The sequence below is a fragment of the Brevundimonas sp. M1A4_2e genome (assembly GCF_053345555.1).
Window position 1 is genome coordinate 380,893 of sequence record NZ_JBKFAI010000002.1, and the last position, 22,268, is coordinate 403,160.

General features: G+C 68.1%; 25 protein-coding genes. 18 read left to right on the top strand and 7 right to left on the bottom strand.

Going from position 1 to position 22,268, the window contains the following annotated elements; genetic code table 11:
• Window positions 1-12: 12 nt before the first annotated feature.
• Together ACLBV5_RS06410 and ACLBV5_RS06415 are read right to left on the bottom strand one after the other, a co-directional pair.
• Complete coding sequence (locus ACLBV5_RS06410) at window positions 13-909, bottom strand: pirin family protein (RefSeq protein WP_025977633.1); 897 nt, start codon at window positions 907-909, stop codon at window positions 13-15.
• 62 nt (window positions 910-971) lie between these two features.
• Entirely contained in the window at window positions 972-1,844 is an 873-nt protein-coding gene (locus tag ACLBV5_RS06415) for a pirin family protein (protein ID WP_447605153.1), read from the bottom strand.
• Window positions 1,845-1,970: 126 nt separating this feature from the next.
• Here ACLBV5_RS06415 and ACLBV5_RS06420 point away from each other — a divergent pair, with 126 nt between their 5' ends.
• Genes ACLBV5_RS06420 through ACLBV5_RS06430 form a run of 3 tightly spaced genes read left to right on the top strand, consistent with a single transcriptional unit; the run spans window position 1,971 to window position 3,968 of the window.
• On the top strand, window positions 1,971-2,927 hold the full coding sequence (locus tag ACLBV5_RS06420; RefSeq protein WP_447605154.1) for a LysR substrate-binding domain-containing protein: 957 nt from the start codon (window positions 1,971-1,973) through the stop codon (window positions 2,925-2,927).
• A gap of 1 nt (window position 2,928) precedes the next feature.
• Window positions 2,929-3,486 carry an NADPH-dependent FMN reductase gene (locus tag ACLBV5_RS06425; protein WP_447605155.1) on the top strand — a complete coding sequence of 186 codons (558 nt, stop codon included), beginning with the start codon at window positions 2,929-2,931 and terminating at the stop codon, window positions 3,484-3,486.
• Window positions 3,483-3,968, top strand: coding sequence for a GNAT family N-acetyltransferase (locus ACLBV5_RS06430; RefSeq protein WP_447605156.1), 486 nt, complete (start codon window positions 3,483-3,485; stop codon window positions 3,966-3,968). Before ACLBV5_RS06425 ends, ACLBV5_RS06430 begins: the two co-directional genes overlap by 4 nt.
• Window positions 3,969-4,085: 117 nt before the next feature.
• Here the strand turns inward: ACLBV5_RS06430 and ACLBV5_RS06435 are convergent, their stop codons facing one another.
• Window positions 4,086-4,949, bottom strand: coding sequence for a hypothetical protein (locus ACLBV5_RS06435; protein ID WP_447605157.1), 864 nt, complete (start codon window positions 4,947-4,949; stop codon window positions 4,086-4,088).
• Complete coding sequence (locus ACLBV5_RS06440) at window positions 4,946-5,845, bottom strand: ABC transporter ATP-binding protein (RefSeq protein ID WP_447605158.1); 900 nt, start codon at window positions 5,843-5,845, stop codon at window positions 4,946-4,948. Before ACLBV5_RS06440 ends, ACLBV5_RS06435 begins: the two co-directional genes overlap by 4 nt.
• A 104-nt stretch (window positions 5,846-5,949) precedes the next feature.
• Here ACLBV5_RS06440 and ACLBV5_RS06445 point away from each other — a divergent pair, with 104 nt between their 5' ends.
• On the top strand, window positions 5,950-7,185 hold the full coding sequence (locus ACLBV5_RS06445; RefSeq protein ID WP_447605159.1) for an alkaline phosphatase family protein: 1,236 nt from the start codon (window positions 5,950-5,952) through the stop codon (window positions 7,183-7,185).
• A 148-nt stretch (window positions 7,186-7,333) separates the two neighbouring features.
• On the top strand, window positions 7,334-8,722 hold the full coding sequence (locus ACLBV5_RS06450; RefSeq protein ID WP_278069370.1) for a Do family serine endopeptidase: 1,389 nt from the start codon (window positions 7,334-7,336) through the stop codon (window positions 8,720-8,722).
• A gap of 142 nt (window positions 8,723-8,864) precedes the next feature.
• Here the strand turns inward: ACLBV5_RS06450 and ACLBV5_RS06455 are convergent, their stop codons facing one another.
• Entirely contained in the window at window positions 8,865-9,284 is a 420-nt protein-coding gene (locus ACLBV5_RS06455) for a VOC family protein (protein WP_024353942.1), read from the bottom strand.
• A gap of 67 nt (window positions 9,285-9,351) precedes the next feature.
• On the opposite strand from ACLBV5_RS06455, the gene ACLBV5_RS06460 reads away from it, so the two are divergent.
• The 11 genes from ACLBV5_RS06460 (at window position 9,352) to ACLBV5_RS06510 (ending at window position 17,989) form a co-directional block, all read left to right on the top strand.
• The gene (locus ACLBV5_RS06460; protein ID WP_447605160.1) at window positions 9,352-10,662 is read left to right on the top strand and encodes a replication-associated recombination protein A; all 1,311 of its coding nucleotides are present in this window, start codon (window positions 9,352-9,354) and stop codon (window positions 10,660-10,662) included.
• Between the two features lie 132 nt (window positions 10,663-10,794).
• On the top strand, window positions 10,795-11,235 hold the full coding sequence (locus ACLBV5_RS06465) for a hypothetical protein (RefSeq protein ID WP_447605161.1): 441 nt from the start codon (window positions 10,795-10,797) through the stop codon (window positions 11,233-11,235).
• A gap of 43 nt (window positions 11,236-11,278) precedes the next feature.
• Complete coding sequence (locus ACLBV5_RS06470) at window positions 11,279-12,004, top strand: RluA family pseudouridine synthase (RefSeq protein ID WP_134581347.1); 726 nt, start codon at window positions 11,279-11,281, stop codon at window positions 12,002-12,004.
• A gap of 229 nt (window positions 12,005-12,233) precedes the next feature.
• On the top strand, window positions 12,234-12,728 hold the full coding sequence (locus ACLBV5_RS06475; protein ID WP_447605162.1) for a CC0125/CC1285 family lipoprotein: 495 nt from the start codon (window positions 12,234-12,236) through the stop codon (window positions 12,726-12,728).
• Between the two features lie 80 nt (window positions 12,729-12,808).
• Window positions 12,809-13,207 (top strand): fluoride efflux transporter CrcB, encoded by a 399-nt coding sequence (gene crcB / locus ACLBV5_RS06480; RefSeq protein WP_134581345.1) that lies wholly within the window; start codon window positions 12,809-12,811, stop codon window positions 13,205-13,207.
• Window positions 13,204-14,199 (top strand): RluA family pseudouridine synthase, encoded by a 996-nt coding sequence (locus ACLBV5_RS06485; RefSeq protein WP_313633164.1) that lies wholly within the window; start codon window positions 13,204-13,206, stop codon window positions 14,197-14,199. The genes crcB and ACLBV5_RS06485 overlap by 4 nt, the downstream gene beginning before the upstream one ends.
• Entirely contained in the window at window positions 14,196-15,701 is a 1,506-nt protein-coding gene (locus ACLBV5_RS06490; RefSeq protein WP_447605163.1) for a putative 2OG-Fe(II) oxygenase, read from the top strand. The genes ACLBV5_RS06485 and ACLBV5_RS06490 overlap by 4 nt, the downstream gene beginning before the upstream one ends.
• Before the next feature lies 1 nt (window position 15,702).
• The gene (locus tag ACLBV5_RS06495) at window positions 15,703-16,389 is read left to right on the top strand and encodes an HAD-IA family hydrolase (RefSeq protein WP_447605164.1); all 687 of its coding nucleotides are present in this window, start codon (window positions 15,703-15,705) and stop codon (window positions 16,387-16,389) included.
• Between the two features lie 9 nt (window positions 16,390-16,398).
• Entirely contained in the window at window positions 16,399-17,160 is a 762-nt protein-coding gene (locus tag ACLBV5_RS06500) for an ATP12 family chaperone protein (protein ID WP_447605165.1), read from the top strand.
• A gap of 80 nt (window positions 17,161-17,240) precedes the next feature.
• Window positions 17,241-17,690 carry a hypothetical protein gene (locus ACLBV5_RS06505; protein ID WP_447605166.1) on the top strand — a complete coding sequence of 150 codons (450 nt, stop codon included), beginning with the start codon at window positions 17,241-17,243 and terminating at the stop codon, window positions 17,688-17,690.
• Window positions 17,687-17,989 (top strand): winged helix-turn-helix domain-containing protein, encoded by a 303-nt coding sequence (locus ACLBV5_RS06510; protein ID WP_025977614.1) that lies wholly within the window; start codon window positions 17,687-17,689, stop codon window positions 17,987-17,989. The genes ACLBV5_RS06505 and ACLBV5_RS06510 overlap by 4 nt, the downstream gene beginning before the upstream one ends.
• On the opposite strand, the gene ACLBV5_RS06515 is transcribed toward ACLBV5_RS06510, so the two are convergent.
• Window positions 17,979-18,737, bottom strand: coding sequence for a pseudouridine synthase (locus tag ACLBV5_RS06515; protein ID WP_447605167.1), 759 nt, complete (start codon window positions 18,735-18,737; stop codon window positions 17,979-17,981). The genes ACLBV5_RS06510 and ACLBV5_RS06515 overlap by 11 nt on opposite strands.
• A gap of 307 nt (window positions 18,738-19,044) precedes the next feature.
• Between ACLBV5_RS06515 and ACLBV5_RS06520 the strand changes: the two genes are divergently transcribed.
• Entirely contained in the window at window positions 19,045-19,536 is a 492-nt protein-coding gene (locus ACLBV5_RS06520; protein WP_235599195.1) for a hypothetical protein, read from the top strand.
• Here ACLBV5_RS06520 and ACLBV5_RS06525 read toward each other — a convergent pair.
• Window positions 19,533-20,168, bottom strand: coding sequence for a DUF938 domain-containing protein (locus ACLBV5_RS06525; protein ID WP_025977611.1), 636 nt, complete (start codon window positions 20,166-20,168; stop codon window positions 19,533-19,535). The genes ACLBV5_RS06520 and ACLBV5_RS06525 overlap by 4 nt on opposite strands.
• 209 nt (window positions 20,169-20,377) lie before the next feature.
• Between ACLBV5_RS06525 and ACLBV5_RS06530 the strand changes: the two genes are divergently transcribed.
• Window positions 20,378-22,222: a phosphoenolpyruvate carboxykinase (GTP) gene (locus ACLBV5_RS06530; protein ID WP_447605168.1), complete on the top strand. Its 1,845-nt coding sequence runs from the start codon at window positions 20,378-20,380 to the stop codon at window positions 22,220-22,222.
• Window positions 22,223-22,268 lie beyond the last annotated feature (46 nt).

Consider the following 22,268-nt stretch of genomic DNA (forward strand, 5'->3'; position numbering starts at 1 on the left):
AGCGGAGCCGTTTCAGGACATGGGCGGGGGAGGCGGCGTGCGGTCGGGCGGCAGGGGGATGAACTCCTGATCGTCCATGTCGGGCAGCTTCATGCGCCCGGCGCGCCAGTCGGCCTTGGCCTGTTCGATCCGGTCCTGCGACGAGGAAACGAAGTTCCACTCGATGAAACGCTCGCCCACCGGCTCGCCGCCCAACACCATGACGGTGGTTGGCTGCAGGGCGTGGATGACCGATGGCGATCCCTTGGACAGCACCGCCATCTGGCCGTGACCCAGGGGCCTGCCGTCGTCGATCTCGACCAGCCCCTGAACGACGTAGACGGCGCTTTCGGAATGGTCGGTCGGGGTCTGGAACCGGGCGCCGGGCTCAAGCTCCAGGTGCAGGTAGTGCAGGGGCGAGAAGGTGCTGACGCCCGCCTTCATGCCCATGGTCTCGCCCGCGACCAGACGGCCTTTGACGCCGTTCTCGATCCAGGTCGGCAGGTCGCCGGGGACGACGTGCTGGAAGGACGGATCGATCTCTTCCTGACCATTGGGCAGGGCGACCCAGGCCTGGATGCCCTCAAGACGCAGGCCTTCCATCCGCGCCCGCTCGAAGCGTTCGGAGTGGGTGACGCCGCTGCCCGCCGTCATCCAGTTGACCTCGGCCGGACGGATGTCCTGCTGGACGCCCAGGCTGTCGCGGTGGGTGATCTCGCCGTCGAATAGATAGGTCAGGGTCGAGATGCCGATGTGCGGGTGCGGACGGACGTCGACCGTCTTGGGAATGCCCGCAGGCATATCCACCGGGCCCATGTGGTCGAAGAAGACAAACGGGCCGACCATGCGGCGTTTGGCGTAGGGCAGGACACGGCCGACTTCAAAGCCGCCGAGGTCTTTGCGGCGCTGGTCGATGACGAGTTCGATCATGGGGGGCCTCCTTGAAAGGGGGGGCGGCCCGGCGCTGGCCGGGCCGCCTGTTGCTCAGTGTGTCACGCTGCGGCGGGGATGTCGCCGAAGCGGCCGCTGTTGAAGTCCGTGATGGCGGTGCGGATTTCGTCCTCGCTGTTCATCACGAAGGGGCCATAGCCGACGATGGGCTCGTCGATCGGCTCACCGGTCAGGATCAGCAGGGTCGTGTCGGCATCGGCGCTCAGGGTCACGCTGTCGCCTTGGCGGTCCAGCAGCAGGGCCTCGGCGGCGCCGGCCGGCTGGTCGCCGTTGACCGTGACATGACCCGACAGAACCACCACCATGGCCGTGTGGCCTTCGGGCAGATCCAGCGTCGTCTCGGCGTCCCGGTTCAGCCGCACGTCCCACACATTGATGGGAGTGAAGGTCGTGGCCGGTCCTTTCGAGCCCTTCATCGCGCCGGCGATGATCCGCGCGGTTCCTGCATTGTCAGGCAGGGAAACGGTCGGAATGTCGGCGTTCAGGATCGACTGGTAGCCGGGACGGGTCATCTTGTCCTTGGCGGGCAGGTTGACCCAGAGTTGAACCATGCGGAACGGGCCGCCGGTGCGCGAGAAGGCCGGAGAATGGAACTCCTCGTGCAGGATGCCGCCGCCCGCCGTCATCCATTGGACGTCGCCGGGGCCGATGATCCCGCCCTGGCCGGTCGAGTCGCGGTGCTCGACCTCGCCGTCATAGACGATGGTCACGGTCTCGAAGCCGCGGTGCGGATGCTGGCCCACGCCGCGCCGCTCGGTCGTCGGCTCGAAGTTGTACGGACCGGCGTAGTCGAGCAGCAGGAAGGGGCTCACTTGCTTGCCTGCGGCGTTGTAGGAAAACAGCGAACGGACGGGGAAGCCGTCGCCGACCCAGTGGCCGCGCTCGTTGCCGTAACGGCCCAGAACCTTCTTCATGGTTTAGTCTCCATTAGTTGGATCGGCCGCTGGGGGCAGGGCCGATCGCGTTGAAGACTTTATGACGCTGGAACGCCGACAGGGACAGATTGCGAAATCGCCTCGCTGCGTCCTATCAATAGGACGATGAGAGACCTCAACGACCTCTATTATTTCGTGCAGGTGGTGGACCACCACGGCTTCGCTCCGGCGGCGCGGGCGCTGGGGATGCAGAAATCCAAGCTCAGCCGCCGCATCGCTGCGCTGGAAGACCAGTTGGGCACGCGGCTGATCCAGCGGTCCTCGCGCAAGTTTTCCGTCACCGAGATCGGCCAGGCCTATTACCAGCACTGCCTCGCCATGCTGGTCGAAGCCGAGGCCGCTCAGGCCCTGATCGACGGCGCCCGGTCCGAGCCGTGCGGCACGATCCGCGTCGCCTGCGCGCCGGGTCTGCTGACCTATCAGATGAGCGGGCTGATCGTGCGCTTCATGGCCCTGTATCCCGAGCTGGAGGTGCAGCTTCACAGCACCAGCCGTCGGGTGGACGTCATCGGCGAAGGGTTTGATCTGGCCATCCGCGTGCGCGAGCCGCCGCTGGAGCAGACCGATCTGGTCATGCGTAAACTGGACGAAAGCGTGCATCGCCTGGTCGCCAGCCCGGACCTGATCGCCCGCATGGGGCTGCCGACCGGTCCGGCCGATCTGGCGGGCTGGCCCAGTGTGGATTTCGGTCCGGCGCATCGTGATCATGTGTGGGCGCTGAACCATAAGGACGGCATGACGGCGTCGGTGCGCCATGCGCCGCGTCTGGTCACCGACGACCTGCACATGCTGCACGAAGGCGCCTTGAACGGCCTGGGCGTGGGTCTGCTGCCCAGCGTGGCGGTGATGCGCGACCTGGAGGCGGGGCGGCTGATCGACCTCTTGCCGGACTGGCGGCCCAAGAAGTGGATCGTCCACGCGGTCTTCCCGTCGCGGCGGGGGCTGCTGCCTTCGGTGCGCATGCTGCTGGATTTTCTGGTCGAGGGTTGCGCCGAGCAGCAAATTCACGGCGAAAGGCTGTCGTCGCCCGATAAGGCGACGCTAGCGGAGACGAAGGACTGAAATGCGTCTGGTCGGACTGTCGGGCAGCCTGAGGGCGGCCTCCTACAACAGCGCCTTGCTGCGCGCGGCGCAGGAGACGGCTCCGCCGGATGTGGAGCTGATCGCCGCGACCATCCATGGCATCCCTCTTTATGACGGCGATCTGGAGGCCGAGCAGGGCCTGCCCGACGCCGTGGTCGCGCTGAAGGATCTGATCGCCGACAGCGACGGACTGATGCTGTTCACGCCCGAATACAACAACTCCATCCCCGGCCCGTTCAAGAACGCCATCGACTGGCTCAGCCGGCCCAGTTCAGACATCGCACGGGTGTTCGGCGGGCGGCCGGTAGCGGTGCTGGGCGCCTCGCCCGGACCGTTCGGGACGCTGATGAGCCAGGCGGCCTGGCTGCCGGTGCTGCGCACCCTGGGCGCGGCGCCCTGGTTCGGGGCAAGGGTGATGGTCACACGCGCGGGCGACGCCTTCGACGCCGAGGGCCGCCTGATCGACGCAGATGCGCGCCGTCGCCTGACCGCCTTCGTCGCCGGTTTCGCGGATCACTGCCGGGGGGCGCCGGCATGAGCGGGGAAGCCTTCGCCATCGTCGCCTATCGGCCAGATCATCGCGACGCCTGGCGCACCCTGAACGAAGCCTGGCTGGCCGAGGGCGGCTTCGCCATCGAAGCCAAGGACCGCAAGGTGCTCAGCGACCCCGAGGGGCAGATCCTGACGCCGGGCGGCCGCATCTTCTTCGTCGAGCAGGCGGGTCAGGCCGTCGGCTGCTGCGCCCTCATGGCGATGGACGACGGGGGTTTTGAGGTCGCCAAGATGACTATTGCGCCGTCCGCGCGCGGTCAGGGGCTGTCGCGCCGACTGCTGGACGCCTGCGAGGCGGCCGCCCGTGAGGCGGGCGCGCATCGCCTCTATCTGGAGACCAGTTCGACGCTCGGCCCCGCGCTGGCGCTTTATGACAGCTTCGGCTTTGTCCGCCTGCCGCCGCGCGACACGCCCTATGTTCGGGCCGACGTCTTCATGGAGAAGGCGCTGGGTTTCTCCTCCCCATGACATGGGGAGGTGGATCGGCGGCGTAGCCGCCGAGACGGAGGGGCCGCTTGGTTCCGTAGCCCTAAGCCCCTCCACCGCTACGCGGTCCCCCTCCCCACGCAGTGGGGAGGAAAGACTCTACTCCTTCGACAGGTCCTGCCGCTGAAACCACGCCAGGGCCAGAAGGAAGGGGCCGAAGCTCCACAGCGCTAGTCCCGCGATGGCGCGCCAGGCGGCGCCTGCGGGTACTAGGGCGGCCTCCATGCCGCCCTTGATCAGAACCTTCAGCACTTCGAAGGCGTCGCCGGGCAACAGCAGCATCGTCGCCCAGTCGCCCATCTGCCAGCCGAACAGCGGGCTCAGCTTGGCCAGGAAGAACTGGCCGACGCCGATGACCAGGGGCACGAATAGCGCCGCCAGCAGGGACCGCGTCACTGTCGCCGCCAGCAGGCCGAGCAGCAGGAACTGCACCACCCGCACATAGGACAGAAGCGCCAGCAGGCCGAACGCCTGCGCCTGTTCGCCGCCGAAGCCGAAGGTGAAGCTGCGCCCGAAGATCACGCCCTTGGCGACATCAGCGCCCAGGCCGGCGATCAACAGCAGGAACAGCCCGGCAAGGGTCATCAGCTTGACCGCGCCCACCTTGCCCATGATCAGGTTCGGCCGGGTGTTGCGCGCCGTGATCAACCGCCAGGTCTCCCAGCGGTAGTCGCCGGCGAAAACGGTGGCCGCGCCGATCAACAGGAAGGCCAGCGCGCCCGGATTGGCCAGCCCGCCCGCCGCATCGACCAGCGACTGGCCCAGATCGACGGCGCTGGCGGTCAGTTTCAGTTCGACCGGCAGGGTCTGCATCGCCCCGTCCATCTTGGACCGAATGAACAGGAAGCTTGCGGTCGCCAGCCCCAGCGAGATCAGGGGCACGAAAACGACGCTCCAGAATACCGCCGTGCGGTTCTGCAGCAGGCGCCAGGTTTCGGCGCGGATGGCGTCGGCCAGCATCATGGGCGGCCTCCCTCGACGGAAGAGGTTTCGGTCATGAAGACGCTTTCCAGATCGGCGCCGACCCAGCGGGCCTCGTCGATGTCCACGCCCTGTTCGATCAGGGCGCGCAGCAGGGCAGGGGCCTCGGCGCGGGAAATGGCGGCCATGACGGCGTCGTCCTGAACGCTGCCCCGCTCGCCCAGCACGGCCAAGACCTTGGCCAGGGGCGTGGCCGACAGGCGCAGCCGCTCGCCCGAGGCGGTCAGGTCGCTGACCCTGCCCTCGGCCGCCAGCTTGCCCCGGTTCAGGATGGCGACGCGGTCGCAGACGCGCTGGACCTCCAGCAACTGGTGGCTGGCCAGAACGACGGTGACGCCGTCGTCGTCGGCCAGACTGCGGATCAGGGCGCGCATCTCCTGAATGCCGGGGGGATCCATGCCGCTGGTCGGTTCATCCAGGATGACCAGATCGGGCCGGGTCATCAGGGCGGCGGCGACGCCCAGTCGCTGCATCATGCCGACCGAGAAGCCGCGCACCTTGCGGTCCGCCGCCTCGGACAGGCCGACACGATCCAGCCAGCGGTCGGTCTCAGCGTCAGCGCCCATGCCGTGCGCCAGCGCCAGCCAGTGCAGCGCCTGACACGCGGTTAGATAGGGCGGATAGCGCGGCGTCTCGATCATCGAGCCCATGCGCCGGGTCACGGCCGGATCGCCGGCGTGCTGGCCCATCACCCGCACCTCGCCCGCTGTGGGCCGGATCAGGCCCAGCAGGATGCGGAATAGGGTCGACTTGCCCGCGCCGTTCGGCCCCAGCACCCCATAGACCCCGCCGCGCGGTATGCTGAGACTGAGGCCGTCAAGGGCGCGCACCGCGCCATAGGTCTTGGTCAGGCCGTTCGTTTCGATAACGCTGGTCATGAAGGGGAACGTGGCCCGCGGTTGAAAAACCGGCAAGCCGTCTTCTGTCTGTCGCGGATTAAGCTTAGGCAATGTTCGCGAAGTCGGTTTGTCGGGAGTTCCTCATGTTTGATCGTCTGTTCGGGCTGGCGCGCGCCGCCGTCCTGACGCTGGCCGTCGCCGCCTGCGCCACCACGCCGCCCCCGCCGCCGGTCGAAACGGCTCAGGCGCCGAACGTCATCCTGATCTCCATCGACGGCTTCCGCGCGGACTATCTGCAACGCGGGGCGACGCCGGTGCTGGCGCAGCTGGCGGCCGAGGGGGCGTCGGGGCCGATGAAGCCCTCCTTCCCCAGCGTGACCTTCCCCAACCACTATACGCTCGTCACCGGCCTGCACCCCGATCACCACGGCATCGTCGGCAACAACATGGTCGACGCCGAACTGGGCCGCTTCTCGCTTGGCAACAAGCAGGCGGTCACCGATCGCCGCTGGTGGGATCAGGGCGAGCCGATCTGGGTCTCGGCCGAGCGGCAGGGCGTGAAGACGGCCACCATGTTCTGGCCGGGCTCCGAGGCCGACATTCGCGGCGTGCGTCCCACCTATTGGACGCCTTTCGACCAGTCGATGCCGGGCGACGCCCGCGTTGATCAGGTGCTGGCCTGGATGGACCTTCCCGCCGCCCAGCGCCCGGCCCTGACGACCCTCTATTTCGACATCGTCGACACCATGGGCCACAACCACGGCCCCGACGCGCCGCAGACGTTGGAAGCGTTGCGTTCGGTCGACGCCTCCGTCGGGCGTCTGGTCGAGGGGCTGAAGGCTCGGGGCCTGTATGACAACACCATGGTGGTGGTGGTGTCGGACCACGGCATGGCGGCGACTTCGCCCGACCGCGTCACCGTGCTGGACGACATTATCGATCCCGAGGCGGTGCAGATCGTCTATTCGGGCGCGGTCGCCTTCCTGAACCCCGTCGCGGGCCGCGAGGCCGAGGTCGAGCAGGCCCTACTGGGCTCGCGCCCTCACCTGGACTGCTGGCGCAAGAGCGAGATTCCGGCGCGCTTCGTCCTTGGCTCCAACCCGCGCGTCTCGGCTATCGTCTGCGCGTCCGAGCCCGGCTGGCTGCTGGCGACCAAGGCGCGGCCGGTGACCAAGCCCGGCGGCGCCCACGGGTATGACAACGCTGCGCCCGAGATGCAGGCCGTCTTCATCGCCCACGGTCCCGGCGTGATCGCGGGGCGGCGGTTGCAGAACCTGGACAGCGTCGACGTCCAGCCCTTCCTGGCGCGCCTGCTGGGCGTGACCGCGCCGCGCGGCGACGGCGATCCGAACGATACCCTGCCAGTCACGGTGCGCTGATCGGCGATCTCTCGGCACGCGGCGGAACGGGACGGGGTCACGTCCGTTTGATCGCCGCCGCGCCTTTGAGCGAACGAGGGCCTTGATCCTGTCGAAAAGCCGAGGCGGAATGAACGAAACGCCCAAGCTTGATAAAAATCGGGACGAGATGAAAACTTCCAGACTGGCCATCGCCGCCGCCCTGATCCTGTCCGCCTGCGGCCAGCCGCAGCCCACCAAGGCGCAGGAAGGCGTCTTCGCCGAACAGCCCCGCGTCGCCCCGCGCGACGCCGGGGCGCTGAAGACCAGCTTCGCCCCCGTGGTGCGCGAGGCCGCCCCCGCCGTGGTGAACATCTCGGCGCGCGGCATCCAGCAGGTGCGTGATCCCTTTTTCGAACTGTTCGGCGGCGGGCCGCAGTCGCGCGTCACCGGCTCCATCGGTTCGGGCGTGATTGTGCGCCCCGACGGGATCGTGGTGACCAACAACCACGTCATCCAGAACATGCAGCAGATCCGCGTCACTCTAAATGACCGGCGCGAATATCCGGCCAAGGTGCTGCTGGCGGACGAGCGGTCCGACATCGCCGTACTGCAACTGGAAAACCTGGACGGCGACCTGCCGGTCCTGCGCATCGACGATCAGGAACAGCAGCAGGTCGGCGATCTGGTGCTGGCCATCGGCAACCCGTTCGGCGTCGGCCAGACTGTGACCAACGGCATCATCTCGGCCTTGAACCGGACCGAGACGGGCATCAGCGATTCCGGCTCCTTCATCCAGACCGACGCGCCGATCAATCCGGGCAACTCGGGCGGCGCCCTGGTGGACATGGACGGCGAACTGATCGGCATCAATACGGCGATCTTCTCGCGCTCGGGCTCGTCCAGCGGCGTCGGCTTCGCCGTCCCTGCGGCCATGGTCAAGCGGGTGGTGGACTCGGCGGTCGGCGGGGCCAAGGCGGTCGAGCGCGCCTGGCTGGGCGTCAAGGGCGACACCGTCAGCGCCGACATCGCCCGCAGCCTGGGCCTTGAGCGACCGCAAGGATTGATGGTCACCGACGTTTACCCCGGCGGCCCGGGCGCGCGCGCAGGCATTCAGCAGGGCGACGTGATCACCGCCATCGACGGCGCCGAGGTCAATGATCAGGGCGGCCTGAACTTCCGCGTCGGCACCAAGTCGCCGAACTCGACGGTCGCCGTCACCGTGCTGCGCGACGGTCGGACCCAGACGCTGAACGCCCGCGTCTCGACTCTGCCGGGCGATGCCGATCCGGGGCAGGGAACGGTCGTGGGGCAGGGGGCTCTGGCGGGTCTTCAGGGCGTGGCGCTCAACCCGGCGCTGGCGGACCGTCTGGGCGGCGATCCCTTCACCAGCGGCGTGGTGGTGACGGGCCTGCAGCGCAACAGCATCCCGGCCCGCATCGGCCTGCGTCCCAATGACCTGGTGGTGCAGATCGACGGCCGCGCCGTCACGACGGTCGCCGCCCTGGGCCGGGCGCAGCGGGGCTCGGAGCTGGTGATCGTACGCGGCGGGCGCCGTCTGACCGGGCGCCTGCCGTAAGCCTCCGAGTTTTCCTCCCCACTATGTGGGGGAGGGGGACCGCGAAGCGGTGGAGGGGCCTTGCGACGGCGTAACCAAGAAGCCCCTCCGTCTCGTCGGCTGCGCCGCCGATCCACCTCCCCATGAAATGGGGAGGAGAAGCCTAGCCCTTCACCGGCCCGCCGATGCTCCACAGGTGGCCGAACGGATCGCGGACCTGGCCGTAGCGGTCGCCCCAGAACTGGTCCTCCAGCGGCATGACCGGGATGGCGCCGTTGACCAGGGCGCGGCCCCACCATTCGTCGGCGTCGTCGACCTGAAGATGCAGGCTGACGCCGACCGGCTTGATGTCGGCCTCGCCGGTCCATTCGGGGAATTCGTCGGCCAGCATGAGGCTGCCGCCGTTGATGCGCAGATGGGCGTGCATCAGGCGCTCGCCGTCCTCGGCGGGCATCCGCATGACTTCCTCGGCTCCGAAGGCGCGGGCGTAGAATTCGATCGCTGCGGCCGCGCCGCGCGAGGGAATGGTCAGATGGGGCGTCACCCCGCCGCGCGGTCCCTGATCGGGCTTGGGTTCTGTCATGCGATTCCTCCTTGGAGGCGTTGTAGCGGGTGCAGTCGCCCGAACGAACGCCTATCTAGAGCGTTCCATGACTGATTTGTTCGAAGCCTCCGGCATTCATCCTCCCGACGCGCCGCTCGCCGACCGTCTGCGCCCGCAGGCGCTGGACCAGGTGGTGGGCCAGGATCACCTGCTGGGCGAGGGCGGCCCCATCCGCCGCATGATCGAGGCCGGGCGCCTCGGCTCCATGATCCTGTGGGGGCCGCCGGGGACGGGAAAGACCACCATCGCCCGCCTGTTGGCCAAGGCGGCGGGCTATGAATACCAGTCCATCAGCGCCGTCTTCTCGGGCGTGGCCGACCTGAAGAAGGCGTTCGAGGCGGCGCGGATGCGCCGAGCGGCGGGGCAGCAGACCCTGCTGTTCGTCGACGAGATCCACCGCTTCAACCGCGCCCAGCAGGACGGCTTCCTGCCCTTCGTGGAGGAGGGGATCGTCACCCTGGTCGGCGCCACGACGGAGAACCCCAGCTTCGAGTTGAACGGCGCCCTGCTGTCGCGCAGCCAGGTCTATGTGCTGAAGCGGCTGGACGACGCCTCTCTGGACCGGCTGCTGGACCGGGCCGAGGCGCTGATGGGCAAGCCTCTGTCGCTGACGCCGGAAGCGCGGCAGGCCATGCTGGCCCTGGCGGACGGCGACGGCCGCTACCTGCTGACCATGTCCGAGGTGCTGTTCGATCTGACAGACGTGCAGCCGCTGGACGTGCAGGCCCTGGCGGGCGTGCTGCAGAAACGCGCCCCCGCCTACGACAAGTCGCGCGAGGAGCACTACAACCTCATCTCGGCCCTGCATAAGTCGGTGCGCGGCTCGGACCCGGACGCGGCGCTCTACTGGCTGGCGCGAATGCTGAACGGGGGCGAGGACCCGCTGTATCTGGCGCGGCGCATCGTGCGCATGGCGGTCGAGGACATCGGTCAGGCCGACCCCCTGTCCATCCTGGTCGCCAATGCGGCCAAGGATACCTACGATTTTCTCGGCAGCCCCGAGGGCGAGCTGGCCCTGGCGCAGGCGGTGGTCCATCTGGCCACCGCGCCCAAGTCGGTTGGCGTCTACGAAGCCTTCAAGGCGGCGAAGAAGGCGGCCCACGAGACCGGTTCTCTGATGCCGCCGGCGCATATCCGCAACGCCCCGACCAAGCTGATGAAGTCGCTGGGCTACGGCAAGGGCTACCAATACGACCCCGACACGCCCGAGGGCTTCTCGGGCGCCGACTTCTTCCCCGACGAAATGGAGCGCCGCTCCTTCTACAAGCCCAAGGGCGAGGGCCATGAGGAGAAGGTCAAGGCGCGCCTGGAACGCTGGGCGGCGATGCGGGCGCAGATGCAGGCGGATAAGACTTAGGCCTTGCCGCTTTAGCGGGTTCTGTTCGACGGGCGCACGACTGAGCCATGGGGCGTGAGAATCATCCGAAACCCTTGTTGCGGCGACCTATTTCGGCGTAGCTATTGGCGCTCAGGCTGTGGGGGAAGAATGATGGTCGATATTTCGAAGCGCCCGACGGCGCCGTGGCATCTGTGGGCCATCGCCGCCGCCTCGGTGCTCTGGAACGGCGTCGGCGTCTGGCAATGGTACCAGAAGGTGACCGGCGCGCAGGCCTATTGGAGCGCCCTGACGATGGAGCAGGTCTTCTATCTGCGCTCGGCGCCGATGTGGACGGACGTGGCCTTCGGCGTGGCGGTGTGGTGCGGCCTGCTGGGCGCGCTGATGCTGTTGCTGCGGCGCAAGCTGGCGTTCAACGCCTTGGTCGCGGGCCTGATCGCCATGCTGGCGCACTCCGTCTATGTGCTGGCGCTGAGCAATGGGCGCGAGGTGTTGGGCGCCGCGGGGCTGGCTTCTGTCGGGGCGGTCGCCGCCGTTTTCGTCATCCAGATCGCCTATGCCCACTGGGCGCGCCGCAAGGGTCTGATCCGCTGAGAAGCATGGCGAAGCGGGCCTTGCTCGGCTAAAGGCTCGGCGGGTGAAGACTCGCCAGCCTGTTTCCCTGACCGAAGAAGAGATCGCCGCCGTCCGTTCCTGGGTGGTGCATGAAGACGCGCATCTGATCGCCTTCAACAAGCCGGCGGGCCTGTCCAGTCAGGGCGGCCGCATTCAGGCGCATACGCTGGACGACTTGCTGTGGGCCTTCGCTCGCTCGAACGGCAAGCGGCCGGAGTTGGTCCATCGGCTGGATCGAGACACCTCGGGCGTCATCCTGGCCGCAAAGACCAAGCCCGCCGCCGGTTTCTTCGGCAAGGCGATGCAGATGCGCAAGTTCCAGAAAACCTATCTGGCGCTTGTCGCAGAGGCGCCGGAGCCCAAGGCTGGCCGCATCACCTCCGCCCTGCGCCGCGAAGAGATCGGCCGTGAAAGCTATATGCGGGTCGTGGCTTTCGATGCGCCGGGCGCGCAAGGGGCCGCCAGCAGCTACCGCACTCTGGCCTCCGGTCAGGACGGGGCGGTGGTCGAACTCTCGCCCGAGACGGGGCGGATGCACCAACTTCGCGTCCACATGGCTTCCATCGGTCGACCGCTGGTCGGCGATGTGCGCTATGGCGGAGCCCTGACCTTCGCCGGGCGCGCGGCGCCGCGGCTGATGCTGCACGCGGCGAAGCTGAGTTTTCCCCACCCCGACGGCGGCCGCGTGACGGTCGAGGCGCCGGAGCCTGAAGATTTCCAGTCCCTGCGCGAGGCTGCGGGCCTTTAGCAGATGCGGTGCGCCGCGCGGCGTGACGGCCTGCTCACCCGCCGTGATCCTCGGCCTTGAACGGAGGAGGGGCCGACCTCCCGCGCGACGCGGACGCTCGACCCTCGGGTCAGCGCCGAGGATGCCGGTGGAACGGCGAGAGACGCCGGCGCCGCTTCATCCCCTATTCAGCTTCACAGCGGAACAATCCGGCCCGCCCGTGCGCTGTTCGGGCGTGGGAGACACGCGCATGAAACGCCTCGCCATCGTCACGATCGCCGCTTCGGCCTTGGCCCTGACCGCCTGCGCCAGTCTGGCGCCCTATGGCCAGCAGATGGGACCGAACGGGCAGGGCTATTCCGACCAGCAGATCGAACGCGACCGTTTCCGCGTGACCTACAGAGGCGTCGGCGCGCCCGGCCCCGTGGCGGACATGGCCCTGTTCCGCGCCGCTCAGCTGACGACCGAGCAGGGCTATGACTGGTTCGAGGTGACGCAGCGCTGGATCGACGGCCGTCCCGACAGCGCCGGGGGCGTGCGTCCCAGCGTATCGGTGGGCGCCAGCTCCGGCCGTTACGGCGGATGGTCGACCTCGGGCGTCGGCGTCGGCCTCGGCTTCGACCTTAGCGGGCCGCAGCCGACATCGACGACGCTGGAGATCGTCATGGGGCGCGGCCAGCGCCCGGACCGTCGGGAAGCCTATGAAGCGCGAGGCGTCCAGGACGCCATTCGTCCGCGCCTATAAGGGTCTGGGACCGCCCAGCGCGGGATCGCCGCAACCTGGCGGCCTTCGCAAATGACGTCGGAACAGTATAAGCCGCCAGCATGACACGTTTCTTGCTGGTGGCGATCGGCGGCGGCCTGGGGGCTATGGCCCGCTATGGGCTGGGTCTGGCGGCGGGCCGCCTGGCGCCGGGCGCGGCCTGGCCATGGGCGACCCTGACCGCCAATGTCGTCGGCGGCCTGCTGATGGGCCTGCTGACCGGCTGGCTGGCGTTGAAGGCGGGGGCGGGGCAGGAGAACATCCGCCTGTTCGCCGCCGTCGGGGTGCTGGGTGGGTTCACGACCTTTTCCGCCTTCTCGCTGGAAACGGCCCTGATGATCGAACGCCGTGAAATCGTCTCGGCTTTGGTTTATGCGGCGGGTTCGGTGGTTCTCGCCATCGCCGCCCTGTTCGTCGGCCTGATGATCGCGCGCAAACTGTTTACCGGAGTGGGCGCATGAGCCGCGAAGTCCAGACCCTCTATGTCGCCGAGGATGAAGACGACATCCGCCTGGATCGCTGGTTCAAGCGACGCTGGCCGCACCTGACCCACATCCAGGTCGAGAAGATGGCCCGCAGCGGCCAGATCCGCGTCGACGGCTCGCGCGTCAAACCGCAGGACCGCCTGACCGCCGGCGCCGCCGTGCGCGTGCCGCCGCTGCCCGAGGCTAATCCACGCAAGCCTGGCGACCTGCATGAACTGACCGAGCGCGACATCGCCTACGCCAAGTCGCTGGTGCTGTACGAAGATCACATGGTCATCGCCCTGAACAAGCCGCACGGCCTGGCCGTGCAGGGCGGCACCAAGACGACCAAGCACGTCGATCGCCTGCTGTCGGCCTGGGGCGAGGGGATGGACCGGCCGCGGCTGGTTCACCGTCTGGACCGCGACACCTCGGGCGTGCTGCTGCTGGGCAAGGGGCCGGAAGCGGCCAAGCGTCTGGCGGGCGCCTTCGCCCGCCGTCAGGCCAAGAAGACCTATTGGGCCATCGTCATCGGCAACCCCAAACCTTCGGCTGGTCAGATCGACATGGCGCTGAAGAAGACCGGCATCAACGACTTCGAGATGATGCGCCCGGCCGAGCCCAAGGATCCCAAGGGCGAACCGGCCGAGACCGCCTTCGCCACCATCAGCCGCGCCGCCCACCGCGCGGCGTGGATGGCGTTGCGCCCCTTCACCGGCCGCACGCACCAACTGCGCGCCCACATGGCCGCCATCGGCCACCCGATCCTGGGCGATCCCAAATACGGCGACGACAAGTCGCGCGAACTGTCCGGCCCGTTGAAGCTGCAGCTTCACGCCCGCCGCATTGAGCTGGACCACCCCGGCGGCGGCAAGCTGATCGTCGAGGCTCCGCTCAGCCCTGAGATGAAGGCCGGTTTCAACCATTTCGGCTTCTCCGAGGACGAGGCCGACGAGGATCCCTTCGAGGGCGTGCGGCGGATGCGATGAGCGCAAGTCCGACGGTTCAGATGCGCCTCCAGCGCGCCCAGCTCCTGGCTCAACAGGGCGACCTGGTGGGGGCGCTGGCGGAGCTGGAGCAGGCGCCGCCGGCCGAACGCGCGGGCGTCCTGTCGTTTCAGGTCGATCTGCTGAAGGCGATGGAGCGTTTCGAGGACGCGTTGGCGATCCGGCGTGAGCAGGTCGAGGCGACGCCGAACAGCGTCGCCGCACGGCACAATCTGGCCGCCCTGCTGGGCGACATGGGCCGCAATGCCGAGGCGGTCGAGACGGCGCATCAGGCATTCGCCAACGGCGGCGATGCGCCCGAGACCTGGCTGGTTCTGGCGCGCGCCCTATCCGGCTGCGCCCGTCTGGATGAGGCCGAAGACGCCTATCGCCGCGCCGTAGAACGCCGCCCCGCCTATGGCGAGGCGGTTCGCGAACTGGCCCAGCTGATCTGGATGCGCGGCGGGGATGTAGAGGCCGCCAGAGCGCCGGTGCTGAAGGCGCTGGCGACGGCGCCGGGCGACGGCGACCTGCTGACGTGTCTGGCCTTGGTGTTGATGTATGGCGGCGGCGATCCGCGCGAGGCGTGGGCCGAACTGACGCAACGGGCCAAGGCGGGCGGCGCCCGTTCCGCGTCGGTCGAACTGGCGGCCGGACAACTGGCCCTGACCTTTGATCCGGCGCTCGCGATCGGACATGCGCGCAGGGCGACCGAACTGGCGCCGCAGACGATCGATTCCTGGATCAGTCTGGCCGAAGCCCTCGTCGCCATGGGCGACGCCGACGGCGCCTTCGAAATACTGGACCAGCTTTCCGGCGCGCCGGTCGTGCATCAGAAGGTTCTGGCCCTGCACGCCACGGCCAGCCGAGTGAAGGGACAGGTCGATGCGCTGGGCCTCGATGATATGGATGGTCTGGTCAGCGCACAGACCATCGACACCCCGCCCGGCTGGAACGATCTGGACGCCTATCTGGCGGACCTGCAGGCGGCCCTGCTGGCGCAGCACGCTTATCAGAACCATCCGCTGGGTCAGAGCCTGCGTCATGGGACGCAGACCCCGGTAGATCTGACCCTGGTCGATGACCCGGCCATCCGCGCCTTCTTCACCGCCATCGACGGGCCGATCCGTCGTCATCTGGCGCGGCTGGGGCAGGGCGGGGACCCGGTTCGGCGTCGCAACAGCGGCGATTACAGGCTGAACGGCTGCTGGTCCGTGCGGCTGGCGCCCGGTGGTTTCCACGAACACCACATCCACCCCAAGGGCTGGTATTCCTCCGCCTGCTACATCGACGTGCCGCCGGTGGTCGAGGCGGGCGGTCGCGAGGGCTGGCTGGCCTTGGGTCAGCCGCCGTTCCCGACGCCGCAGCCCCTGGAGCCGCTGCGGTATGAAAAGCCGGAGCCCGGCAAGCTGGCGCTGTTCCCGTCCTGCCTGTGGCACGGCACCGTGCCCTTCACTGGCGACCAGCCCCGTCTGTCCGTCGCCTTTGACATCGTGCCTGTCTGACATGATCGCTTCCGACGCTCCCCTCGCCGTCTTCGACATCGACGGCACCCTGGTCGACAGCCGCGCCTCGATCCATCGCGCGGCCTGCGAGGCGGCGCTGGTGCTTGGCCTGCCGGAACCGGAATACGACCGAGTGCGCCAGATTGTCGGTCTGAGCCTGCCTCACGCCCTGCATGTGCTGGAGCCGGCGCTGACGGACGCCGAACTGGCGGACTTCGTCGCGGCTTTCCAGGCCAGCTTCCGCGCCATGTACGAGGCGGGGCATGAGGAGCCGCTCTATCCCGGCGTCATGGACACCCTGCGGCGGCTGAAGCGCGACGGTTGGCGTCTGTCGCTGGCGACGGGGCAGAACCGGCGCGGGGTGGCTCGCAATCTGGCGCGCCCCGAGTGGAGCGATCTGTTCCTGTCCAGCCACTGCGCCGAGGATGGACCCGGAAAGCCGGACCCGGCCATGCTGCGCGCCGCCATGCACGCTTGCGGCGCCGACGCCTCTTCGACCGTCATGATCGGGGACACCAGCCACGACATCACAATGGCCGTAGCGGCTGGGGTGCACCCGCTGGGGGTCGGCTGGGGCTTTCACACGGTCGAGGAGCAGGCCGCCGCCGGCGCGCTGCACATCGCTGCCGATTTTCCTGACCTGGAGGCGGCGCTCGATCGTTTCGCCTCGACCAAGCTGTTCGCCTAGAAGTTCATCATGTCCCACATTCCTCCGCTTGATCCCAACGTCGCCGCCCAGAAGGGCTTCCGTGAATCCGAGGAGCGCATCAAGCGCTTCTGGAAGAGCGCCGGGGTCGAGGTCCGCGACGGCGGCTGGATCGTCCTGCTGGACGGCCGCGCGCCCAAGACGCCCGCCGGAAACGCCATCGTCCTGCCGACCGAGACCGCCGCGGGACTGGTGGCTGAGGAGTGGAACGATCAGGGCGAGCACCTGCTGCCGGCCACCATGCCCGCCACCCGTCTGGCCTCGACCGCCATCGACCGGGTCAGCCAGACGCGCGGTCCCGTGGCCGAAGAGATCGCCCGCTACGCCGGGTCGGACGTGCTCTGCTACCTGGCCGAGACGCCGTCGGGGCTGATCGAGCGCCAGCAGGCGCAGTGGGGGCCGTGGCGCGACTGGGCCGCGCGCGAACTGGGCGTCGAGCTGCAACCGGTCGAGGGCATCATCCATCGGCCGCAGGCGCCGGAGGCTCTGGCGCGGGTCGAGGCCCTGGCCCTTGAGATGGACGACTTCGCCCTGACCGGGCTGGCGACGGCCGTGCCTCTGTTCGGCTCGGCGGTGCTGGGGCTGGCGGTGCAGCGCGGCGCGCTGTCGGGCGAGACGGCGCTGGACCTGTCGCGGCTGGACGAAGCCTTCACCGAGGAGCGCTGGGGCGTGGACGAAGAGGCGGCTGCCCGAACCGCTGCTCACCGCGCCGAAGCTGCATTGCTGCAGCGGTGGTTCGAGGCGCTCAGATAACTTTCCGTCCTGGAAAGTTACGACTTGACGAAGTGGAAAGTCATCGTCATTTTCCGTTCTGGAAAGTGAGGGATTCATCCATGTCAGATACGCAAGACGCTAAGGCCGCTCTGGAGCAGATTCGCCAGACGCGCGAACAGGCGCTCGGAAAGATGAACTATTGGCCGTGGTGGTATGACGCCGGCTACGCTTTGGCGTGCGGGCTTCTGGTGGCGGGGCAGGGCTTCCCGACCGCGATCGGGATGGCCTGCGTGGTTGTCGCCATCGCCATTCTGGCGACGATCATGCGGGTTTGGCAGGATCGCACAGGCGTTTGGGTGAACGGATACGCCCCGCGTCGCGCCCGCTGGGCCGCCTTTGGCCTGGCGGCGATCCTGATGGGATTGATGGGCGTCAGCATCTGGTTCGGCCGGGTGCAGGGCGTCGTCTGGGTTCCCTTCGCCAACGGTTTGGCGGCCGCCGCTCTGGGCGTCGTCGGCATGAGGGTGTGGATGCGCCTATACCGCATCGACGTGCGGAGCCTGTCGTGAAGCCGCCGGTTTTCGATCCTGTGATCCATGCGCCGGGCAGGCTGCAGATCTGCGCCATCCTGTCCGCCGCCGAAGCCGAGTTCGCGGTGGTGCGCGACGCCATTCAGGTGTCGGACTCCGTCCTGTCGAAACACGTGAAGACGCTGGAGGAGGCCGGTTACCTTGCTGTCCGCAAGGCGGCGCAGGGCGGGCGGCAGCGCACCTGGCTCAGCCTCACCGAGGCGGGCAAGGCGGCCTTCGCCTCTCATGTCGCCGAGCTGAGCCGCCTGGCGGCCATGACGGCGCCGATCAGCCCTTGATCAGCGCCGCCCGCTCGTCGGCCGTCAGCATCCGCCAGCGGCCTTCCGGCAGGTCGCCCAGCTTCACCGGGCCGATGCGGATGCGATAGAGGTCGACGACCTCCAGTCCGACCAGTTCGCACATGCGGCGGATCTGGCGGTTGCGGCCCTCGCGCAGCAGGAAGCGCAGGCGCTGGGGCTCCATCTGGGTAATGCGGGCGGGCTTCAGCTGGCGGCGGTCCAGCTCCAGCCCGTGGCGCAGTTGGGACAGTTTGGCCTCCGTCACCTGACCGGCGACGCGGACCAGGTATTCCTTGTCGAGATCCGACTGCGGGCCGATCACCGCCTTGGCCACCACCCCGTCCGACGACAGCAGCAGCAGGCCGCGCGAATCTTCGTCCAGCCGGCCGACCGGGGGCAGGGAGGCGTCGCGCGCCGGGACTTCGCCTTCACCGACCTTGTTGGCGGCGGTCAACAGGCGCGCGGCGGGGATCTTGCCGGGTTCCGGCTGGCCCGAGACGTATCCGACCGGCTTGTGCAGCAGGATGGCGACGCCCGCCGCCAGCGCCGCCTCGCCCTTGTCGTTCAGGGTCAACGTCTGGCCCGGTTCGATCTTGCGGCCCGCGTCGCGCACCACCTCGCCGTCGATGCTGACCAGGCCATCCGCGATCAGCCCCTCGGCCTCGCGGCGCGAGCAGACGCCGGTCTGGCCCAGCCATTTGTTGATGCGGACGGGTTCTGCGCCGTCATAGGTGCGGACGAAGGCCATGAGCTGACTGACTCTCTGCGATGCGATCGGCTGTGTAGGGCGGGGTTGTGGGCTCAGGCAAGGCTGGCCGCCGCTCGCCAGAGCCCAGATTGTCCGCCTTTGTGTTTCAGGTCACGTTTTCGTCGCCAAGTTGACCTTGAGCATCATAAGCCTATATCAGCAGTCACCCTGATGATTTTGACACGTTCGCTGCCGATCGATTCGGATCGCGACGTTTGCCGTGTCTGACCGAATTTCGACACGCAGGGCGCGACGGTTTTTAGGAACTGTCCGCGAATATTGATCGATAACCTTTGAAGGAGACGTTTTGTACGCTCAACGCAAGACCGCGACCGGCCCTCGTTCCCGCCAATACGGCAACCGCCCCGCACCGACCCGCCTGCGCTTCGGCCTGATCATGCGCAAGGGCATGGATTTCGGCGAATTGGGGGACATGGAGACCGCTCTGCGCTTTGAAGGCGTGTCGCTGGCTCCGATCTCGTCGGGCGAGGGCAGCTTGAATTCCGGCGGGTTGACGGTTCTGGCCACGGCGACGGCCGACGACATCACCGGCGGCCGTGTTCAGGGCGTGGTGGTTCCGGGCGGCGACTCGGACGAAGCCAGCCTGGTTCAGGTCAAGGCGCTGGTGAGCCTGGCCAAGGCGCAGGGACTGCCGGTTCTGGCTTTCGCCGACGGCGTGGCGTTGACGGCCGAAATCTTTGGCCAAGCCGCCGATGCGCCGGGCGCGGCCTTCCGCGACGGCAAGGTCGCCCTGCTGAACGACCGCGCCGAACTGACGGCCGTCGTCGCCGCCATCTAAATCCGGCGGAAGATCAGGCTCAGGTTGTTGGCGGGCATGGCTCGCCGCAGCGTCAGGGCTAGGCCATGCGACCGGGCGAGCGTTTCGACCTCGCCCCGGTCGCGTAGGCCCCAGGCCGGATCGCGCGCCTTCAGGCTCTCGTCGAAGGCCGCGTTGGACGGCGCCAGCGGAACCTCAGTCTCGCGATAGGGGCCATAGAGATACAGCAAACCGCCGGGACGCGTCAGCGACCGCTCGGCCAGTTGCATCAGGCCTTCGGCCGCCGTCCACGGGCTGATGTGGATCATGTTGATGCAGACGATGGCGTTCAGCCGCTGCGACGGCCAGCTGGCCTCGTCCAGCATGTCGACGGCTTGTGCAGGGTGCAGGTTTGCGACTCCTGTATGCGTCCGCCACGCCTCGATGCTGGCGCGGGCCTGAGGGCTGGGGTCGCTGGGGATCCAGTCCAGGCCAGGCAGGGCGGCGGCGAAGGCGGCGGCGTGCTGACCCGATCCGGCGGCGATCTCCAGCACCCGGCCCTGGGCGGGCAGATGGGCGCGCAGAACCTGAAGTATCGCCGCGCTGTTACGTTCGGCTGCCGGCGAAATCAGCGCGTCAGGCGCGCCCGCCGATGTCGATATTGCAGAATCCATCGTCTTCACGCCGAAGGAGATAGCCCTTGGGGCGCGCTCTGACGATTTAATTGTGCGCGTGGGCGGCCTGGCCCGGATAACGGGGGAATGAAACGTGCAGCGGTTGACCTTACGTCCCGTCGGGTTCATTGCCCGCGTAACACAGCGTGATCAGCTTATTGCGTGACGGCGACGACAGATCGGCGCGCGCAGCTTCAGGAGAGCAAGACGTGACGCAATCGATTCCCGGACTCCATCCGGCGCCCACCGAACACAAGGGCCTTGTCGCCTGGGTGGAGCAGATCGCCGCCCTGACCAAGCCGGACCGTGTTCACTGGTGCGACGGCTCGGACGCCGAGAAGTCGGCCATCGTGGCCGACCTGATCGGCAAGGGCACGCTGAAGGAACTGGATCAGGCCAAGCGCCCCGGCTGCTACTACGCCGCCTCGGATCCCAAGGACGTGGCCCGCGTCGAGAGCCGCACCTTCATCTGCTCGCAGGACGAGGCTGACGCCGGCCCGACCAACAACTGGTCCGATCCGGTCGAGATGCGCGCCCGTCTGGACGGCCTGTTCGACGGCTGCATGAAGGGCCGGACGATGTATGTCGTTCCGTTCTGCATGGGGCCGCTGGGCTCCAAGATCTCCGCCCTGGGCGTCGAGATCACGGACAGCGGCTATGTCGCCGTGTCGATGGGCATCATGACCCGCATGGGCAAGGGCGCGCTGGACATGCTGGGCGCCGACGGCGTCTTCGTCCCGGCCGTGCACACCTTGGGCGCGCCGCTGGCCGAGGGCCAGGCCGACGTGCCGTGGCCCTGCAACGACGACAAGTGGATCGTCCACTTCCCCGAGACGCGCGAAATCTGGTCCTACGGCTCGGGCTACGGCGGCAACGCCCTGCTGGGCAAGAAGTGCTACGCCCTGCGCATCGCCTCGATCATGGCCCGCGACGAGGGGTGGCTGGCCGAGCACATGCTGATCCTCAAGCTGACCAGCCCCGAGGGCGTGTCGAAGTATGTGGCGGCCGCCTTCCCGAGCGCCTGCGGCAAGACCAACCTGGCCATGCTGCAGCCGGCGCTGGACGGCTGGAAGGCCGAGACGGTCGGCGACGACATCGCCTGGATGCGCTTCGGCGACGATGGCCGCCTGTACGCCGTGAACCCGGAAGCGGGCTTCTTCGGCGTGGCGCCGGGCACCAGCCGCAACACCAACAAGAACGCGCTGGAGACGCTGGCCAAGGACACCGTCTTCACCAACGTCGCCCTGACCGCCGACGGCGACGTCTGGTGGGAAGGCCTGACCAAGGAAACGCCCGAAGGCCTGACGAACTGGAAGGGCCAGCCGCACGATCCTGCCTCGGGCGAGCCCGCCGCCCACCCGAACGCGCGTTTCGCCGTCTGGGCCGGTCAGTGCCCGTCCATCGCGCCTGAGTGGGAAGACCCGGCGGGCGTGCCGATCGACGCCATTCTGTTCGGCGGCCGCCGCGCCTCGGCCGTGCCGCTGGTGACGGAAGCCTTCGACTGGGAGCACGGCGTCTTCCTGGGGTCGACCGTGGCCTCGGAAGGCACCGCCGCGGCTGAGAACAAGGTCGGCGAACTGCGCCGCGACCCCTTCGCCATGCTGCCCTTCTGCGGCTACAACATGGGCGACTACTTCGGTCACTGGCTGAAGATGGGTCAGAAGACCGACGCCGCGAAGCTGCCGCGCCTGTTCTTCGTCAACTGGTTCCGCAAGAGCGACGAAGGCAAGTTCGTGTGGCCGGGCTTCGGCGATAACGCCCGCGTGCTGAAGTGGATCGTCGAGCGCCTGGAAGGCAAGGCCGAGGCCGTGGACACCCCGGTCGGCCGCGTGCCGTCCAAGGATGCCCTGGACCTGTCGGGCCTGACGCTGTCAGACGCCGATCTGAAGATCCTGCTGGACGTCGACGCCGACGTCTGGACCGAGGAAGCCGCCCTGATCCCCGCCTTCTACGAGAGGTTCCGCGATCGCCTGCCCAAGGCCCTGTGGGACCAGCACGCCGCCCTGACCAAGCGTCTGGAAGAGGCGCGCGCGGCCAAGCTGGCTGCTGAATAAAAGACCGCCATCGACGGTTGAAATCGGGGCGCGGGAGGTCGAAGGA

Coding starts and splice junctions, on each gene's coding strand:
- ACLBV5_RS06410 (WP_025977633.1), bottom strand. CDS start 909: ATGATCGAACTCGTCATCGACCAGCGCCGCAAAGACCTCGGCGGCTTT.
- ACLBV5_RS06415 (WP_447605153.1), bottom strand. CDS start 1,844: ATGAAGAAGGTTCTGGGCCGTTACGGCAACGAGCGCGGCCACTGGGTC.
- ACLBV5_RS06420 (WP_447605154.1), top strand. CDS start 1,971: ATGAGAGACCTCAACGACCTCTATTATTTCGTGCAGGTGGTGGACCAC.
- ACLBV5_RS06425 (WP_447605155.1), top strand. CDS start 2,929: ATGCGTCTGGTCGGACTGTCGGGCAGCCTGAGGGCGGCCTCCTACAAC.
- ACLBV5_RS06430 (WP_447605156.1), top strand. CDS start 3,483: ATGAGCGGGGAAGCCTTCGCCATCGTCGCCTATCGGCCAGATCATCGC.
- ACLBV5_RS06435 (WP_447605157.1), bottom strand. CDS start 4,949: ATGATGCTGGCCGACGCCATCCGCGCCGAAACCTGGCGCCTGCTGCAG.
- ACLBV5_RS06440 (WP_447605158.1), bottom strand. CDS start 5,845: ATGACCAGCGTTATCGAAACGAACGGCCTGACCAAGACCTATGGCGCG.
- ACLBV5_RS06445 (WP_447605159.1), top strand. CDS start 5,950: ATGTTTGATCGTCTGTTCGGGCTGGCGCGCGCCGCCGTCCTGACGCTG.
- ACLBV5_RS06450 (WP_278069370.1), top strand. CDS start 7,334: ATGAAAACTTCCAGACTGGCCATCGCCGCCGCCCTGATCCTGTCCGCC.
- ACLBV5_RS06455 (WP_024353942.1), bottom strand. CDS start 9,284: ATGACAGAACCCAAGCCCGATCAGGGACCGCGCGGCGGGGTGACGCCC.
- ACLBV5_RS06460 (WP_447605160.1), top strand. CDS start 9,352: ATGACTGATTTGTTCGAAGCCTCCGGCATTCATCCTCCCGACGCGCCG.
- ACLBV5_RS06465 (WP_447605161.1), top strand. CDS start 10,795: ATGGTCGATATTTCGAAGCGCCCGACGGCGCCGTGGCATCTGTGGGCC.
- ACLBV5_RS06475 (WP_447605162.1), top strand. CDS start 12,234: ATGAAACGCCTCGCCATCGTCACGATCGCCGCTTCGGCCTTGGCCCTG.
- crcB (WP_134581345.1), top strand. CDS start 12,809: ATGACACGTTTCTTGCTGGTGGCGATCGGCGGCGGCCTGGGGGCTATG.
- ACLBV5_RS06485 (WP_313633164.1), top strand. CDS start 13,204: ATGAGCCGCGAAGTCCAGACCCTCTATGTCGCCGAGGATGAAGACGAC.
- ACLBV5_RS06490 (WP_447605163.1), top strand. CDS start 14,196: ATGAGCGCAAGTCCGACGGTTCAGATGCGCCTCCAGCGCGCCCAGCTC.
- ACLBV5_RS06495 (WP_447605164.1), top strand. CDS start 15,703: ATGATCGCTTCCGACGCTCCCCTCGCCGTCTTCGACATCGACGGCACC.
- ACLBV5_RS06500 (WP_447605165.1), top strand. CDS start 16,399: ATGTCCCACATTCCTCCGCTTGATCCCAACGTCGCCGCCCAGAAGGGC.
- ACLBV5_RS06505 (WP_447605166.1), top strand. CDS start 17,241: ATGTCAGATACGCAAGACGCTAAGGCCGCTCTGGAGCAGATTCGCCAG.
- ACLBV5_RS06515 (WP_447605167.1), bottom strand. CDS start 18,737: ATGGCCTTCGTCCGCACCTATGACGGCGCAGAACCCGTCCGCATCAAC.
- ACLBV5_RS06525 (WP_025977611.1), bottom strand. CDS start 20,168: ATGGATTCTGCAATATCGACATCGGCGGGCGCGCCTGACGCGCTGATT.